The sequence below is a fragment of the Methylosinus sporium genome (assembly GCF_003113265.1).
GTDB classification, from domain to species: Bacteria; Pseudomonadota; Alphaproteobacteria; order Rhizobiales; family Beijerinckiaceae; genus Methylosinus; species Methylosinus sporium.
The window spans coordinates 126224-141829 of record NZ_PUIV01000007.1 but is presented as its reverse complement, the minus strand read 5'-3'; the positions used below and the strand labels follow the sequence as shown (position 1 = coordinate 141829).

The following is a 15606-nucleotide window of genomic DNA, read 5'->3' as shown; positions in this document are numbered from 1 at the left end:
TCGTCGCGCCGCGAGAGCGAGAACATCGCCCTTCAGCACCTGACCCTGCTTGCCGGAGCCGACGATCCCGGAGAGATCGACGCCTTGCTCCTTCGCGATCTTGGCGGCGGACGGCGCCGGCGGACGAGAGGGCGCTTCGGCGGCGGGGGCCGCGCTCGACGCGGCAGGCGGCGGCGCGACGATCGGCGCCGCAGGCGCCGGACGCGGCGCGCCGGCGGCGCCCTCGGCGATCTGCCCGAGCAGCGCGCCGGGCGTGACCGTCTCGCCATCCTTGGCAACGACATCGGTCAGCACGCCGGCGGCGGGGGCGTTGACTTCGAGCGTCACCTTGTCGGTCTCGAGCTCGACCAGCGCCTCATCGGCCGCGACCGTGTCGCCGGGCTTTTTGAACCAGCGGCCGATCGTCGCCTCGCTCACCGACTCGCCCAGTGTCGGAACGCGAATTTCCGTCATGATCACTCCGCCGCCAGAGAAATACGCGCCGCAAAGGCCTCATCGAGAAAGGCCCGCAGCTGCGCCTGATGCTTGGACATTGTGCCCGCCGCCGTGGAGGCCGAAGCCGGTCGCCCGATATAGCGGGCGCGCTTGCTCTTGCCGCCGACCTGCGTCAGCACCCATTCGAGATAGGGCTCGACGAAGAACCATGCGCCCATATTCTTGGGCTCTTCCTGGCACCAGAAGACGTCGGCGTTCTTGAAGCGCGACATCATCGTCACCAGCCCCTTCAGCGGGAAGGGATAGAGCTGCTCGACGCGCAAGAGATAGACGTCGTCGACGCCGCGCGATTCGCGCTCCTCGAGCAGATCGTAATAGACCTTGCCGGAGCACAGAATCACGCGCGCGATCTTGTCGTCGGGCGCGAGGCGGAGCTTGTCGGAGGGATGCAATTCCGCGTCATCGGAGATGAAGCGATGGAACATCGTTCCCTCGCCCATTTCCTCGAGCCGCGAGACACAGCGCTTGTGACGCAGCAGCGATTTCGGCGACATCAGCACCAAGGGCTTGCGAATGTCGCGATGCAATTGCCGGCGCAGAATATGGAAGTAATTGGCCGGCGTCGTGCAATTGGCGACTTGCAGATTATCTTCCGCGCAGAGCTGCAGATAGCGCTCGAGCCGCGCGGAAGAATGCTCCGGCCCCTGCCCCTCATAGCCATGCGGCAGCAGGCAGACGAGGCCCGACATGCGCAGCCATTTGCGCTCGCCCGCGGAAAGAAACTGATCGAAGACCACCTGCGCGCCATTGGCGAAATCGCCGAATTGCGCCTCCCATAGAACGAGCGAGCGCGGCTCGGCGAGCGAATAGCCATATTCGAAGCCGAGCACCGCCTCTTCCGAGAGCATCGAATTGATGACCTCGAAACGCCCCTGCCCGACGCCGACATGGTCGAGCGGCAGATAGCGGGATTCGTCCTCCTGATCGATCAGCACGGAATGGCGCTGCGAGAATGTGCCGCGCTCGCTGTCCTGGCCGGAGAGGCGGACATTGTAGCCTTCCGCCAGCAGCGAGCCGAAGGCCAGCGCCTCCGCCGTCGCCCAATCTATGCCGGCGCCGCTCGAGATCGCCGTGCGGCGCGCGTCGAGGAAGCGCTGAATGGTGCGGTGAATGTGGAAATTCTCCGGGACCGTGGTCAGCTCCATGCCGATGCGGCGCAGAGATTCCACCGGCACGCCGGTCTTGCCACGCCGCTCGTCCTCGGAGGATTGATAGCCAGGCTTCACGCCCGCCCAGCGTCCGTCGAGCCAATCCGCCTTATTGGGCTTATAGGATTGCGACGCCTCCATCTCCTGCTCGAGCCGCTGGCGCCATTCGTTCTTGATCGCGTCGACATCCTCGCGCGTCAGCAGCCCTTCGGCGATCAGCTTCTCGCTATAGAGCTCCAGCGTCGTCTTATGCGCGCGGATTTTCTTATACATCAGCGGCTGGGTGAAGGCCGGCTCGTCGCCCTCATTGTGGCCGAAGCGGCGATAGCACCACATGTCGATGACGACGGGCTTTTGGAACTGCTGCCGAAACTCCGTCGCGATGCGCGCGGCGTAGACCACCGCTTCGGGATCGTCGCCATTCACATGGAAGATCGGCGCCTCGACCGTCTTCGCCACATCCGAAGGATAGGGCGAGGAGCGCGAGTAGCGCGGATAGGTGGTGAAGCCGATCTGATTATTGATGATGAAATGCACCGAGCCGCCGGTGCGATGGCCCTTGAGCCCCGAAAGGCCGAAGCATTCCGCGACGACGCCCTGGCCCGCGAAAGCCGCGTCGCCATGAATGAGCAGCGGCATCACCACGCGCCGCTCGGTCTCCGTGCAGCGATATTGATCCTGCTTGGCGCGCGCCTTGCCGAGCACCACCGGATCGACGATCTCGAGATGCGACGGATTGGCGGTCAGCGAAAGATGCACCTTGTTATTGTCGAACTCGCGATCGGACGAAGCGCCCAAATGATATTTGACGTCGCCCGAGCCTTCGACCTCGTCCGGCAGAAAAGAGCCGCCCTTGAATTCGTGGAACAGAGCGCGATGCGGCTTGGCCATCACCTGGCAGAGGATATTCAGCCTGCCGCGATGCGCCATGCCGAGCACGATCTCCTTCGCGCCGAGCGCGCCGCCGCGCTTGATGATCTGCTCCATCGCCGGCACGATGGCCTCCGAGCCGTCGAGGCCGAAGCGCTTGGTGCCGGTATATTTGACGTCCAGAAATTTCTCGAAGCCCTCCGCCTCGACCAGCTTGCGCAAAATCGCCTTCTTGCCTTCCTCGGTGAAGACGATCTCCTTCTTCGGACCTTCGATGCGCGCTTGAATCCAGGCCTTCTCCTCCGGATTGGAGATATGCATGAACTCATAGCCGATGGGCCCGCAATAGGTGCGGCGCAGGATCGCCACCATCTCGAAGACGCTGGCGTATTTCATGCCCATCACGCCGTCGATGAAGATCTTGCGATCATAATCCTCATCGGTGAAGCCATAGGTCTCGGGATGCAGTTCGCCATGGTCGTGGCGCTGCTCGAGGCCGAGCGGATCGAGATCGGCGTGCAAATGGCCGCGCATACGATAGGCGCGGATCATCATCAGCGCGCGCACGCTGTCGCGCGCGGCGCGTTGAATCTCCTCGTCCAGAGGCGCGCGCTCCGCCGGCGCGCCCTTGCCGGGCGCCGCAGCGGCGGTCTTGGCGCTCTCGCGCGCGACGCCGCCGAGCGCCGCGACGAGATCGTCGGCGGGCGTCGCCGGCCAGCCGGGACGCGACCAGGACGGACCGCTCGCCGCCGGCGCGGCTTCCGCGCCGAAGCTCGCGAAATAGTCGCGCCAAGCCGGGCCGACCGCGGAGGGGTCGGCCTCATAGGCCGCGAGCAGATGTTCGAGGTAACGCGCGTCGACGCTCTGCAGAAGCGAGTTCTGCGCAGAACCATTCGCACGCGGCGAGGGCCGCCGGTCGCCGCCCGCCGATCCGCCATTCGTCTCGAGACGCGCCATTCTGTTCAGTCTCCCGAGCGCAGAACTTTCTCGAAGTTGAGCGAAATCATTTTGACAATTCTTTAAAGATTTCGTCTCGCGCTCATATTTTGGGGGAACGCGCCGGCGATTCGCCGACGCGCGCATTCGCCGAACCTCAGCGGTTCAGCGTTTCGACCAATGTCTTGCCGAGTCGCGCCGGAGACGGCGAGACCACGATCCCGGCCGCTTCCATCGCCGCGATCTTGCTCTCGGCGTCGCCTTTGCCGCCGGAGACGATCGCGCCCGCATGGCCCATGCGCCGCCCCGGAGGAGCGGTGCGGCCCGCGATGAAACCGACCATCGGCTTCTTACGGCCCCGCCTGGCTTCGTCTATCAAGAATTGGGCCGCGTCTTCCTCGGCGGAACCGCCGATCTCGCCGATCATGACGATGGATTTGGTGGCGTCGTCGGCCAGAAACAACTCCAGCACCTCGATGAAGTCGGTTCCCTTGACCGGATCGCCGCCGATGCCGACGGCGCTGGTCTGGCCGAGACCTTCGCGGGTCGTCTGGAAAACGGCCTCATAAGTCAGCGTGCCCGAGCGCGAGACGACGCCGACGGAGCCTCTGCTGAAAATATTGCCGGGCATGATGCCGATCTTGCTCTCGCCCGCGGTGACGACGCCCGGGCAATTGGGCCCGATGAGGCGGGATTTGGAGCCCGACAGAGCGCGCTTGACGCGGATCATGTCATGGACCGGAACGCCCTCGGTGATGGCGACGATCAGCGGAATCTCGGCGTCGATCGCCTCGCAAATGGCGTCGGCCGCGCCCGGCGGCGGCACATAGATGACGGAAGCGTCGGCGCCGGTCTTCTCCCGCGCTTGCGCTACCGTGTCGAAGACGGGAAGATCGAGATGCGTCGAGCCGCCCTTGCCGGGCGAGACGCCGCCGACCATGCGGGTGCCGTAGCGCACCGCCTGTTCGGAGTGGAAAGTGCCGGTCTTGCCGGTAAAGCCTTGACAGATGACCTTGGTGTTCTTGTCGATGAGGACGGACATTCGAGCCCCTGGGGCGTCGGGGCGCAAAAGCGCCGCCAGTCTTGTTCGGGAAACGCGCCCGCTCGAATCACGGGCGGCGCGATGATCTGCTCGATCGAAACGAGATTTTCCGCTTCGAAGAGCCGCAACATGCAAATTATTGAGAATTGCGCCGCACATCAAGGCTGACTGACGCGGAAGCGGGCTCGGCTCCTGCGCGAAATTGCGGCAATCCGCCCGGCCGCTGTCGAGGCGGCGGAATTTCTAGGCGCCGCCCAGGCGGGGGAAGACATTCCGGCGCCGCGGCGCCATATCCGCGAAGCGGCCGCTCGCGTGGGGCGAGAAGCGGAAACCGGGGGCGCGAATGGGTGATGAGAACGTGCGGCGCGAAAGCCGATTTCTCGCCGCTATGGATGGGCTACGGCTCCACTATGTCGATTACGCTCCCGCGGGCGGCGGCGCGGCTATTCCCGTGGTCTGTCTCGCCGGCCTCACCCGCTCGGCGCTGGATTTCGACGCTCTGGCGCAGGCGCTCGCGCGGCGCGGGAGGCGTGTGCTGGCGCTGGACTATCGCGGCCGCGGCCTCTCGCAATGGGACGTGGATTGGAAACGCTACAGCCTCGATGTGGAGGAGGACGATATTTTGGCCACGCTCGCGGCGGCCGGCGTGGACAAAGCGGTTTTCGTCGGAACCTCGCGCGGCGGCATTCATACGATGCGCTTCGCCGCCCGGCGCCCGGAGCTTTTGAAGGCCGCGGTCGTCAACGATATCGGCCCGGTGGTCGACGCCCGCGGTCTGCTGCGCATAAAGGGCTATGTCGGCCGCCAGCCCGGCTCCGCCACGATGGCGATCGCTCTCGCCGCGCTGAAGCTCGTCGCCGGCCCGCAATTCACCAGCCTGAGCCAAGCGGAATGGGAGGAATGGGCGCACGCCACTTTCGTCGAAAAGGACGGCCGGCTGCAGCTGCGCTATGATCCGGCGCTCGCGCATACGCTCGACGAAGTGGGGCCCGACAGCGGTCCGATCCAGTTCCACGACGAATGGAACGCGATCGCGGCCATTCCGACGCTCGTCATCCGCGGCGGCAATTCCGACCTTCTCTCGGCCGAAACCTTCGCAGCCATGGGCGACGGCCATCCTCTGCTCGAACGCCTCACCGTGCCCGGCCAAGGCCATGCGCCGCTGCTGCTGGATGAAGGGACGATTCGAGCGATCGGGGAATTTGTGGAGAGAGTGAGCGAATAGCGAGATCGCGTCGCCTGTGGGCGACTATTCGCTACTCGCTGCGTTCAGCGGATGCAGATCGCGCACCATTGCACGGATGCGCTCGTCGAGCACATGCGTGTAGATTTGCGTCGTCGAAATATCGGCGTGGCCGAGCAGCTCCTGCACGACGCGCAGATCCGCGCCATTTTGCAGCAGATGGCTGGCGAAGGCGTGGCGCAGCCCATGCGGGCTGATGTCGCGCGCGGGAAGTCCGGCCGCCGCGGCCGCCGCTTTCAAGTCGCGCGCGAAGGCCTGGCGCGTGAGATGTCCTTCCGCCGCATCGGAGGGAAACAGGAAGGGCGACGCCGCGAGGCCCGGCGAATGTTTCGACAGCAGCGAGCGATAAACGACGAGCGCCGCGCGCGCCTGGTCCGAGAGCGGAACGAGCCGCTCTTTCGAGCCTTTGCCGCGCACGGTGACGAAAGGCTCACGCGCCCGCGCGGCGCTCGCCGGCAGAGAGACCAATTCCGAAACGCGCAGACCGCTGGCGTAGAGAGTCTCGAGCGCAGCATAGAGGCGCGCGGCGCGCATACGCTCGCCCATGGGGCGCGACTCGTCGTCGATCCCCTCCCGCGCCGTATCGAGAAGGCGCGTCACTTCATCGACAGAGAGTATATCCGGCGCGCTGCGATGGCGGCGCGGCCCCTCGAGCGAGGCGGCCGGATCATCGGCGCGATAGCGGTCGACATAGAGGAATTTGTGAAACTGCTTGAGAGCGGACAAACGCCGCGCGGCGGTCGCGCCGGTCATGCTGCGCGCCTCCAGCGCCGCGAGATAGGCGCGCAGGCCCTCCGTCCCGACGCGCAGCGGATCGGCGGCGGATTTCTTCAAAAAATCGAAATAATCTTCGAGGTCGCGGCGATAGGCGTCGAGCGTGTTGCGCGCGGCGCCGCGCTCGGCGGCCAGCATGTCGAGAAAGGCGGCGATCAGCGGATGGCGCTTGCCGTCGCCCATGGCGGGTCTCACTTGTTGAGGCGCTGCGGCGAGATCGTCTGCGTCATCTCGCGCGGCTGCGGCGAGACATAGGCGACGATCGCCAGCATCCCCGCATAGGCGAGGGCGCCCAGCACGCCGACTATGACCAGAAAGCGGATGAGACTGGGCAAGAATCGGCCCCTTTCGAGGAAAATGCAAGGCAGCTATCGCCCGAAGCCGGTTGTTTTGCAACCACCCGCGCGTCTCGGGAAATAAGCGCGCGGTCGTCACTCCGCCACCGGCGATCGCTCGCCAGAGTCAACGAACCACAACCTTGGTTCCGACATGGACGCGGTCGTAGAGGTCGACCACATCGTCGTTCATCATGCGAATGCAGCCGGAAGAGACGTTCTGGCCGATCGTATAGGGCTCGTTGGTGCCGTGGATGCGGTAGAGCGAGGAGCCGAGATACATGGCGCGCGCGCCGAGCGGATTGGCCGGGCCGCCGACCATATGGCGCGGCAGATCGGGCCGGCGGGCCAGCATTTCGCCGGGCGGCGTCCAATCCGGCCATTCGGCCTTGCGGGAGATGGTCTTGACGCCGGCCCAGGTGAAGCCCGGACGGCCGACGCCTATGCCATAGCGCAGCGCCCGTCCGCCCCCTTGCACGAGATAGAGAAACTTATTCGAAGAATCGATGACGATCGTGCCCGCGCGCTCGGCGCCGGCGTAATCGACCTCGGCGCGGAGGAAGACCGGATCGATCTGGCGCTGGACATTGGCCTCGCCCGCGCCGAGGGCGGCGACGCGCCGGCGCGCCTGCGGCTCCGGCGTCTGGCCGGTGACGAGCAATTCGATGAAGCCGCCGCCATAGGCGCCGGGAGCCACCGTCGGCTCGGCGCGCGCCGTCACCAGGCGCGGCTGCGGCGCCGACCGCGGCTCGACATAGGCGGGGGCCGGCGGAGGCGGCGCCAATCGGGCGCGGGTCGGGAACGGAGCGACATAGGCCTGCTCTTGCGCCGGCTCCTCGGCCGGGGCGGCGGGAAAGAGCCGGCCGGCTTCGCGCTCGCCTATCCCGGTGATGACCCGCGGAGCCGCGGCGGCGACGCCGATCGAAGACGAAAATAGAAGAAAGGCGAGGAAACGAGAGACTCTTCTGGACATGAACGCACCGCCCGACGCGCCGCCGGAGGTTCGGCGCGATCATCTTGCTGTAGCTGGACCAGACCGAGAATATACTTTGAATTTTAATCGTAAATCTGAAGCGATTTTTATGGTTGACGATTGGAAAACACCCGCGCCGGCGACTGTCCCCGCCGGGGACTTGCCGTCGCTAACGCCGAACCGGCTTTCGCGCCAGCTGGAAGAGCGTCGGCTTTTCGCCGAGCCTATGGGCGATGATCGTTTTCATCGATCTCCTCCTCGACGTCCGGCACAGGCAACCAAACGCATATTCGCGCGCCGCCGCTCGGTCGATTCTCGACAGTCATCCGCCCGCCGAGCGCTTGCGCACGCTCGCGCATCCCGAGCAGGCCGCGGCCGCCTCCGCCCGGCCGATCCGGCATTCCGACGCCATCGTCCTCCACGACGATCGCCAGGACCGAGCCGCCGTCACCCTCGTCGCTCGCTGCGAATTCCACCGCGACCAGCGCGCGGCGCGCGCCGGAGTGACGAAACACATTGGTCGTCGCCTCCTGAACGATGCGATAGGCGGCGGAAAGAACAGGCTCCTCGAGCGAGGAGAGGTCATGCGGCGTGACCAGTTCGCAAAAGACATCCGGGCGCTTCGACCGCCATGACGCGACGAGCTCGGCGAGCGCCGCGGCGAGGCCGAATTCCGCGAGCCCGCGCGGCGTCAGCCGGCCGAGCAGGCCGCGGACGAGCGCCTGCATCGCTTCGCTCGCCTCGTCCATCTCGACGCCGATACGGCGCAAGCGCGCGAGATCCGGCGTGGGAGCGGCCGCCGCCTCGGAGAGCGCGACCACGCCCGCCCGGATGGAGAAGAGACAAGGGCCCGCCTCGTCGTGCAGATCGCGGGCGATCTCTCGGCGCTCTTTCTCCTGAACGCTGAACAGCTCGGCCATCAGGCCGCGATTTTCGGCCTTCACCTGATCCAGCGTCGCGGCGAGCGAGTTCAATGCGATCGAAATGCCGCGGAATTCGCTCGCGCCGCGCAGGGCGACGCGCACATTGGTTCGGCCGGCCTCGAGATCGGCGAGCGCCCGGCGCATGTCCTCGAACGGCGCCAGCGAGACATGGACGAGCCAGAGAACGAGCGCGAAGAAGAGCAAGGCGGCCGCGAAGCTGACGAAGGCGAGCCAGGACAGATCGGACCAGATCTCCGCCAATTCGTCGACCGGATTGGAGACGATGGCGATGCGGCCGTCGTCGACGCCGCGGATCAGCACGGTCGGCAAGCTGCCGAGGCGCAGGATCGAGACGCGGGTCGGCGCGTCGACCAGGGACACGAACCAATCGGGCACGCCGACGCTGTCGCGACGCTTGGGCGTCGGCTTGCCGAGTGAAGCCACATCCGCATTCGCGAGTATTTTGATGTCGACATGGCGAAGCGCGCCGAGACTTTCATAGAAACGGCGCATCGCCGGCGCTGGATCGGCGGTTTCCTGAAGGCTGACCAGAGCCGTCGCGAGCAATTCATGCGTCAAGCGCAGCATGGTCTCGTCTTCCGTCCGAATGCGCGGTCCGGCGTGCAGAACGAGAACCGCGACATTGACCAGAAGCGTCGCCGATAGAACGAGGCCGACGAGCCAGCTCAATCCCGCCCGGAGCGAGAGACGACCAATGGGGCGACGCAGCATGGCGGACTCCGTCCCAACGAACAGCGGCGACGAGAAGCGAGCCTTTCGTCGATCATGAGACGGTGGCACACCGCTCTGCCGAAGGTCTACGGAAATCCCCCCGATAAATATTTCCGATTTTTCCCGATTTGGTCAGCGCCGCACGCCGCACATTCGCACGGGATCGCTCGTGAGCCGATCGCGATCACAAATCGACATCCGCCCAGATCGCCGCATGGTCGGAGGCCGCCTCCGAGGCTTTGGTGATCTCGGGGTAATGCGGAAAGAGCGTGCCGTTCTTGCCGCCCCACACGCCCTCGCGGAAAATGCCGCCGCCTTTCGCCGCTGCGAAAAGCGCTGGCGAGAGAAGAATATAGTCGATCTTGTTGGACGCTGCGCCCGAGCCGAAAGTGCCTGGACGTCCGCCATCGTCGAAGCGCGCGTGCTCGCTTATGTCCTTCAAATCGGTCTGACGCAGCAGCGGGGCCAGTGGCGCGCTGTCCGGCGTGTCGTTGAAATCGCCGATGACCGCGACATGATCCTCGCTCTCGCGCAGCGCGTCGTAAATCTCCTTCACCCGCGCCGCCTGCCGCTCGCGCTTGGCGTTGGAGGTCGTCTGCGAGCCGAAGCCTTTGCTCTTGAAGTGATTGATCAAGAGATGCAGCAAATTGCCCTTGGGCGTGCGGATTTCGTAATGCGCGCAGTCGCGGCTGAAGATGCGCCCGGTGTTGTCGGCGTCGTCGACATGGCTGTGAATGGCGACGATCTCATAGCTCGCGCGCGCATAGAGCCCGACGTCTATGCCGCGATCATCATTGCCGTCGATGAGCATGGCGTGGGCGTAGGGCTTTCCGCCCTCCCCCTTGATCACATTGTCGTTGAAGCGCACCAGCGCCGGCCGGCTCTCCGCCTCGATGACGCCGAGCACATCGGCGTCGATATCGTTGATGACGCGCGCCGTGTTGCGCGTCGCCTCCTCGTTCACCTCCTCGCGCTTCAGCTCGACCCAGCCGATCCAATCATTGCGGCCGCCGGCGACGACCTCGATTCCAGTCTTGGCGCGCTTGACGAGATGGCCGCGATTTTGGCGCAGGATCGCGAAAGGCCCGCCGTCGTCGGATTTCTCGAGCTTCAATTCGCCGAGCAGCTTGACGATCTTCTTCTTGTCGGCGGCGGTGTAGACCGGCTTGCCGAGAATGGCGGAGAGCTCTGCCTGCATCTCCAGCGCCTTCTTGCCCTCGGACCAGCTTTCGCCATTGAGCGCATGGACGCGCAGAAAGAGGTTTTCGAGATTATAAGATGCGAGCTTCATGGGAGCGCCCGGAAGGTAGCGAAAAGCCGTTTCACACAATGGCCGGCAGCGCCGGCGTCATGAAGTATAATCACTGCGCGGCGTTTGTTTCAATAATGCGTCGGCGCTTCATAGAGACAAATCGGAGGCGACATGCCCGCTGAGCGAATTTTGATCGTCGGGACCATTCGCATTTCGCCCGGCTCGCTGGAGCGCGCGCGGCCGGCGATGGCGGCGATGATCCATGCGAGCCGTAAAGAGCCGGGCTGCCTCGCCTATTCCTATGCTGAAGACGTGATCGAGCCGGGCCTCGTCCGCGTGACGGAAATATGGGAGAGCCACGCGGCGTTGAGCGCGCATTTCGCATCCGACCATCTGCGCCAATGGCGCGAGTCGTGGGAGACGATCGGCGTTCGCGACCGCCGCCTGCACGCTTATGCGATCGGCGAGGCGGAGGAGACGTGAATGAGCGAGCAGAGGACGTCCCGCCCCGACGCGGCGGAGAAGCCTGCCAGCGTGTCGCTCGGCGAGGCGATCGTTTGGACGGCCATCGTGGCCTATCTGGGCCTGGTGGCGATTTTCGCCTGGAATCCGACGCCGCTCGCGCAAGGGCTGGCGGCAATCGGATTTGCGAGCGCTTTCGTCCATTGCGCGCTGACCTATGGCGTGAGAAACGCTCTGGCCCTGCTCGCGACCTGCTTCGCCGTGAGCTTTGCGACCGAAAATTTCGGCGTCGCGACCGGCCTTCTGTTCGGGCGCTATCACTTCGAGGTCGGCGCGGCGCTTCCCCGGGTCGGCGAGGTTTCGGCCATCGTCGGCGGCGTCTGGTTCGGAATGGGCTATTTCGCCTGGATCGTCGCGAGCACGATTTTGGACCGCGCGGATCGCCGGCTGAAAGAGGATGGAAACATCGTCCTTCTGCCCATCGTCGCCGCTTTCGTCATGACGCAATGGGATTACGTCATGGACGCGCCTTCCGCCACGATCTCGAAAGCCTGGATATGGCATGACGGCGGCGCCGTTTTCGGCGTGCCGCTGAGCAATTATCTGGGCTGGCTACTCACCTCCTGGCTCTTCTATCGGGGCTTCGCGCTCTATCTCGCGACGCGGGAGGCGTCGCCCGCGCATCCTCGCGAGCGGAGCTTTCGCCTCGTCGCCATTCTCTTCTACGCCGTCTCCGGCCTCGCCCATGTGACGCCATGGCTCCGCGGCGAAGCGGGCGAGATCGCCGACGCCGCCGGACATGTCTGGCGCATAGAAGATATAAGGGAGGCGACCGTCGGGGCGATGCTGTTCACAATGTTCTTCACATCGCTGCTCGCGGCGATGCGGCTGGCGCTGCGGCGCTGAAACCGCGCCTCTCTGGCTCAGGCGGCGACAGGCGCCGGATCGCGGCGCATGACCCGCGAGAGGATCGCCGTCGAAGTCGAGACGAGACGTCGCCGGATCAGCCGCAGACCGGCGCGTCGCATTTGCGGCTGGCGGCGATCATCCGCGCCATCGATTTGGGCCCGGGATAGCCGAGCACGCCGATCGAGCTCAGCGCGAAGGACGGCGAGGCGGCGAAGCCGAGATCGGCCGCGAGCTGGACATGGCGTTTCACCACGCCGCCGATCAGCTCCGAATTCGCCGATTCCTCGATCTTGGCGGCGTCGAGGCCCATCGCTTTGGCGAGCGCGAGAGCGGACATCCCGTCGATAGCGCCGCGATGCGCGAATAATTGCTTGTGGAACTGATAGGCCTTCTCCGGGCCGTAGAGGCGCAGAACCGCCTGCTTCACCCGCGCCGCCAGAAAGGAGCCGAGGCCGAGCATGGCATTGTCGGCGAGGCCGAGCCGGACATTCTTGTCCTTGGCGAGGAGCGCGTCGAGATCGCCCGCGGCCTTGCGACAATAGGGGCAATTATAATCGAAGAATTCGAACATCACTACATCCGCCGTCGCCGGTCCATGCCAGAGCAGGCCGGGCAGATCGGCGGGCGAGAGTTCCGAGGGCAGACGATAATTGGCGATCGGCGCGCCGTCGTCGGCCATGATCGGAAAGAGATTGTTCTCCTGCGCCCGCGCGGGGCGCGCCGCGCTTGCCGCCGTCATCGCGGCGAGCGAGCCGAGCAAGGCGCGGCGGCTGAAAGGGCGGGCGAGCGGCGAAAGCACTTCATATTCGGCCATGAGAATGCGCTCCTGAATCGAGATCGCATCCCGGCTAGCACAGAAAGAAGCGATTTTGCGGAGCGCGGGCGGCGACCCTCAGCCGCACCAGCCGCCGCCGCAGATCACCGAATGGACAGCCTCGGCGCCAATGGGCGCAGAGGCGATGGCGGCCTCGGCGTCGAAGAGCGAGAAAACGGCGCCGATAACGATCGCGGCCAGGAGAGCGGCGAAGAGCTGGGCGAATTCGGTCATGGCGGCTTCTTTCGAGGACAGCCGCGACGGCCGCGGCGACTGCTGCGATATTTAGCGCCGGCAGCCGCCCGAATAGGTGTGGATGCGCACAATCCGCGCCTCCCCAGTCTCGCGCCGAGACATGCGTCGGGGCGAGATTGCAATGGGCTCGAACGTAGCTATCCTCGCGCTGTCCGCGAAGCGGCGAGAGGAGGGAATGGTGCGCAGACCCGTGATTTTCGCGGCTTTTGTCGGCCAGCTTCTGACGGCGGCGGCGCCTTCGGCCGCGTCGGCGCAGGAAGCGGCGAATATCCGCTCCGCCTATGCCGGCAAGACCCGCATGACCTATAGCTCCGGGCATGGAACGCAGGTCGAATATGTGGCGCCCGACGGCCGCAGCTTCCTCTGGTATCCAGGCAATAGGACTGTGCTTCCCGGGCGCTGGAAGCTCGATATCGACGCCGACGATCCAGACGATATATCGCTCTGCCAGCTCTATCCGTCGTCGAGCTACAATCCGGTGACCCACACATACGGCGGATCATGGGAGTGCGAGGACGCGCGGCGCTCGCTGTCGCGCACGAAGGAGACGCTGAACGGCGATCCTTCGGCCTCGCGCGCCGGCGGGAGCCGCCTTTCGTCCTCTCCCGCGAGCAGACGAGCTTCGCCGAGCTGTTGCGCCGCGCTGGAAAATAGCGGCGCAGGCGCGTCAAAAATGACTGTCCGGCTCCTCGCCCGCCTCTTCCTTCTGCTCATGGCGCATCATCAGCGGGATTTGCGCGAAGGCGAACAGCAAGGTCAGCGGCAATATGCCGAAGACCTTGAAATTCACCCAGACGTCTGTCGCCACGCTGCGCCGCACGAATTCATTGAGCAGGGCCAGAAAGAAGAAGAAGAACGCCCAGCGCCAGGTGAGCTTGCGCCAGCCGGCGTCATCCAGCCGAAAGGCGGATTCGAACACCGCCGGCAATAGGAGCTTGTCGAACCACAGCGCGCCGAGCAGCGCCGAGCCGAACAGAGCGTAGAGGATCGTCACCTTCAGCTTGATGAAATTCTCGTCCTGCAAGAAGAAGGTGAGCGAGCCGAAGACGAGCACGAAGATCGCCGTGACCATGGGCATGGTCGGCAGATGGCGGGTGATGGAATAGGAGACGGCGAGCGTCGCCAGCACGGCGACCATCAGCGCCGCCGTCGCCTGGAAGATGCCGAACTTCTGATTGACGATGAAGAACAGGACCAGCGGCCCCATCTCCAGCGCGAATTTCAATCCCGGGTGAAGGCGCCTCTTGGCGGGCGCTGCGGTCTCTTGGGTCATGCGTTTTGTTCGTCCGCTTCGGCGTCGGAGTCGAGCCCGGCGATGGCGCGGGCGAAATCGCGCGCGGTGAAGGGCTCGAGATCGTCCGAGCCTTCGCCGACGCCGATGAAGTGAATGGGCAGGCCGTATTTCTCGGCGATAGCCACGAGAATGCCGCCGCGCGCGGTGCCGTCGAGCTTGGTCATGACGAGGCCGGTGACACCCGCGGTCCGCTCGAAGGCGTCGACCTGGGCGATGGCGTTCTGGCCGACGGTCGCGTCCAGCACCAGAAGGACGGCGTGCGGCGCATCCGGCTCGGCCTTTTTCATCACGCGCACGATCTTGGCGAGTTCGGCCATCAGCTCGGTGCGATTTTGCAGGCGGCCGGCCGTATCCATCAGCAGAATGTCGGAGCCGCGCTCGCGCGCGGATTTGATGGCGTCGAAGGCGAGGCCGGCGGCGTCGGCGCCCTCTGGCGCATAACATACGGGCGAGTTGAGCCTTTCGCCCCAGATGCGGAGCTGCTCCACGGCGGCGGCGCGGAAAGTGTCGCCGGCGGCGAGCATCACCTTCTTGCCCTCGCCGGTCCATTTGGCGGCGAGCTTGGCGATCGTCGTCGTCTTGCCGGAGCCATTGACGCCGACGACGAGCACGATGAACGGCTTTTTCGTCTCGTCGATCTCGAAGGGGCGCGCCACCGGCTCCAGCACGCTTTCCACTTCCTCGGCGAGAATGGCGCGCACCTCGTCCGGGCCGATGGTCTTCTCATAGCGCGCGGCGCCGACCTTGCCGGCGATGCGCTGCGCTGCGGCGACGCCGAGATCGGCGCGGATCAGCACATCCTCGAGCTCCTCGAGGGTCAGCGCGTCGAGCTTGCGCTTGCTGAAGAGATCGGAAATGCCCTGGACGATGGCCTGCGAGGAGCGCGACAGGCCCCCGGTCAGCCGCTCCCACCAGGAGCGCTTTTTCGGGCGATCTGCGCCGGCTTCTGCGGCGGGCGTTCCTCCACGGCCGAACAGCCGCGCGAAGAGTCCCTTTTTTTCTTCGGCTTCGCTCATGATCCCTCACGGTCGCGGCCGATTGCTACACCAGCCGGCCGCGAAGGGCCAGCGGCGCGTTTCGCGGCGGCAGGGTTGAATCGCGCCGCCCGCGGCTCGATATGACCGATGGGGGGCTGGCTTGCTCGTGAGT

Annotated in this window: 15 protein-coding genes; 3 read left to right on the top strand and 12 right to left on the bottom strand. The window is 65.3% G+C overall.

From position 1 onward, the window contains the following. From C5689_RS07685 to sucD, 3 genes are all read right to left on the bottom strand, one after another. On the bottom strand, positions 1–453 hold a 453-nt coding region (locus C5689_RS07685; RefSeq protein ID WP_193487722.1), incomplete at its 3' end, for a biotin/lipoyl-containing protein. Positions 454–455: 2 nt separating this feature from the next. Further along, the gene (locus C5689_RS07680) at positions 456–3470 is read right to left on the bottom strand and encodes a 2-oxoglutarate dehydrogenase E1 component (RefSeq protein WP_108916678.1); all 3015 of its coding nucleotides are present in this window, start codon (positions 3468–3470) and stop codon (positions 456–458) included. A 136-nt stretch (positions 3471–3606) separates the two neighbouring features. Further along, on the bottom strand, positions 3607–4491 hold the full coding sequence (gene sucD, locus C5689_RS07675; RefSeq protein WP_108916677.1) for a succinate--CoA ligase subunit alpha: 885 nt from the start codon (positions 4489–4491) through the stop codon (positions 3607–3609). A gap of 343 nt (positions 4492–4834) precedes the next feature. Between sucD and C5689_RS07670 the strand changes: the two genes are divergently transcribed. Then, on the top strand, positions 4835–5716 hold the full coding sequence (locus tag C5689_RS07670) for an alpha/beta fold hydrolase (RefSeq protein WP_108916676.1): 882 nt from the start codon (positions 4835–4837) through the stop codon (positions 5714–5716). A 24-nt stretch (positions 5717–5740) separates the two neighbouring features. Here the strand turns inward: C5689_RS07670 and C5689_RS07665 are convergent, their stop codons facing one another. From C5689_RS07665 to C5689_RS07645, 5 genes are all read right to left on the bottom strand, one after another. After that, positions 5741–6691, bottom strand: coding sequence for a site-specific tyrosine recombinase XerD (locus C5689_RS07665; RefSeq protein ID WP_108916675.1), 951 nt, complete (start codon positions 6689–6691; stop codon positions 5741–5743). 8 nt (positions 6692–6699) lie between these two features. Beyond that, positions 6700–6843, bottom strand: a complete 144-nt coding sequence (locus tag C5689_RS07660; protein WP_108916674.1) for an oxidoreductase — start codon at positions 6841–6843, stop codon at positions 6700–6702. Positions 6844–6970: 127 nt separating this feature from the next. Then, the gene (locus tag C5689_RS07655; protein ID WP_108916673.1) at positions 6971–7816 is read right to left on the bottom strand and encodes a L,D-transpeptidase; all 846 of its coding nucleotides are present in this window, start codon (positions 7814–7816) and stop codon (positions 6971–6973) included. A gap of 224 nt (positions 7817–8040) precedes the next feature. Further along, the gene (locus C5689_RS07650; protein ID WP_244594622.1) at positions 8041–9471 is read right to left on the bottom strand and encodes an ATP-binding protein; all 1431 of its coding nucleotides are present in this window, start codon (positions 9469–9471) and stop codon (positions 8041–8043) included. Between the two features lie 184 nt (positions 9472–9655). Further along, positions 9656–10762 (bottom strand): endonuclease/exonuclease/phosphatase family protein, encoded by a 1107-nt coding sequence (locus C5689_RS07645; protein WP_108916672.1) that lies wholly within the window; start codon positions 10760–10762, stop codon positions 9656–9658. A gap of 132 nt (positions 10763–10894) precedes the next feature. Between C5689_RS07645 and C5689_RS07640 the strand changes: the two genes are divergently transcribed. Together C5689_RS07640 and C5689_RS07635 are read left to right on the top strand one after the other, a co-directional pair. Beyond that, the gene (locus C5689_RS07640) at positions 10895–11206 is read left to right on the top strand and encodes a putative quinol monooxygenase (RefSeq protein WP_108916671.1); all 312 of its coding nucleotides are present in this window, start codon (positions 10895–10897) and stop codon (positions 11204–11206) included. Further along, positions 11207–12091, top strand: coding sequence for a carotenoid biosynthesis protein (locus C5689_RS07635; RefSeq protein ID WP_108916670.1), 885 nt, complete (start codon positions 11207–11209; stop codon positions 12089–12091). It begins immediately after the preceding gene. A 97-nt stretch (positions 12092–12188) separates the two neighbouring features. Here the strand turns inward: C5689_RS07635 and C5689_RS07630 are convergent, their stop codons facing one another. From C5689_RS07630 to ftsY, 4 genes are all read right to left on the bottom strand, one after another. Continuing rightward, positions 12189–12908 (bottom strand): thioredoxin domain-containing protein, encoded by a 720-nt coding sequence (locus C5689_RS07630; RefSeq protein ID WP_108916669.1) that lies wholly within the window; start codon positions 12906–12908, stop codon positions 12189–12191. Positions 12909–12986: 78 nt separating this feature from the next. After that, complete coding sequence (locus C5689_RS18380) at positions 12987–13142, bottom strand: hypothetical protein (protein WP_158271782.1); 156 nt, start codon at positions 13140–13142, stop codon at positions 12987–12989. A 688-nt stretch (positions 13143–13830) separates the two neighbouring features. After that, positions 13831–14436 (bottom strand): septation protein A, encoded by a 606-nt coding sequence (locus tag C5689_RS07625; protein WP_108916668.1) that lies wholly within the window; start codon positions 14434–14436, stop codon positions 13831–13833. Then, positions 14433–15473 (bottom strand): signal recognition particle-docking protein FtsY, encoded by a 1041-nt coding sequence (gene ftsY, locus C5689_RS07620; protein WP_108916667.1) that lies wholly within the window; start codon positions 15471–15473, stop codon positions 14433–14435. The genes C5689_RS07625 and ftsY overlap by 4 nt, the downstream gene beginning before the upstream one ends. Positions 15474–15606 lie beyond the last annotated feature (133 nt).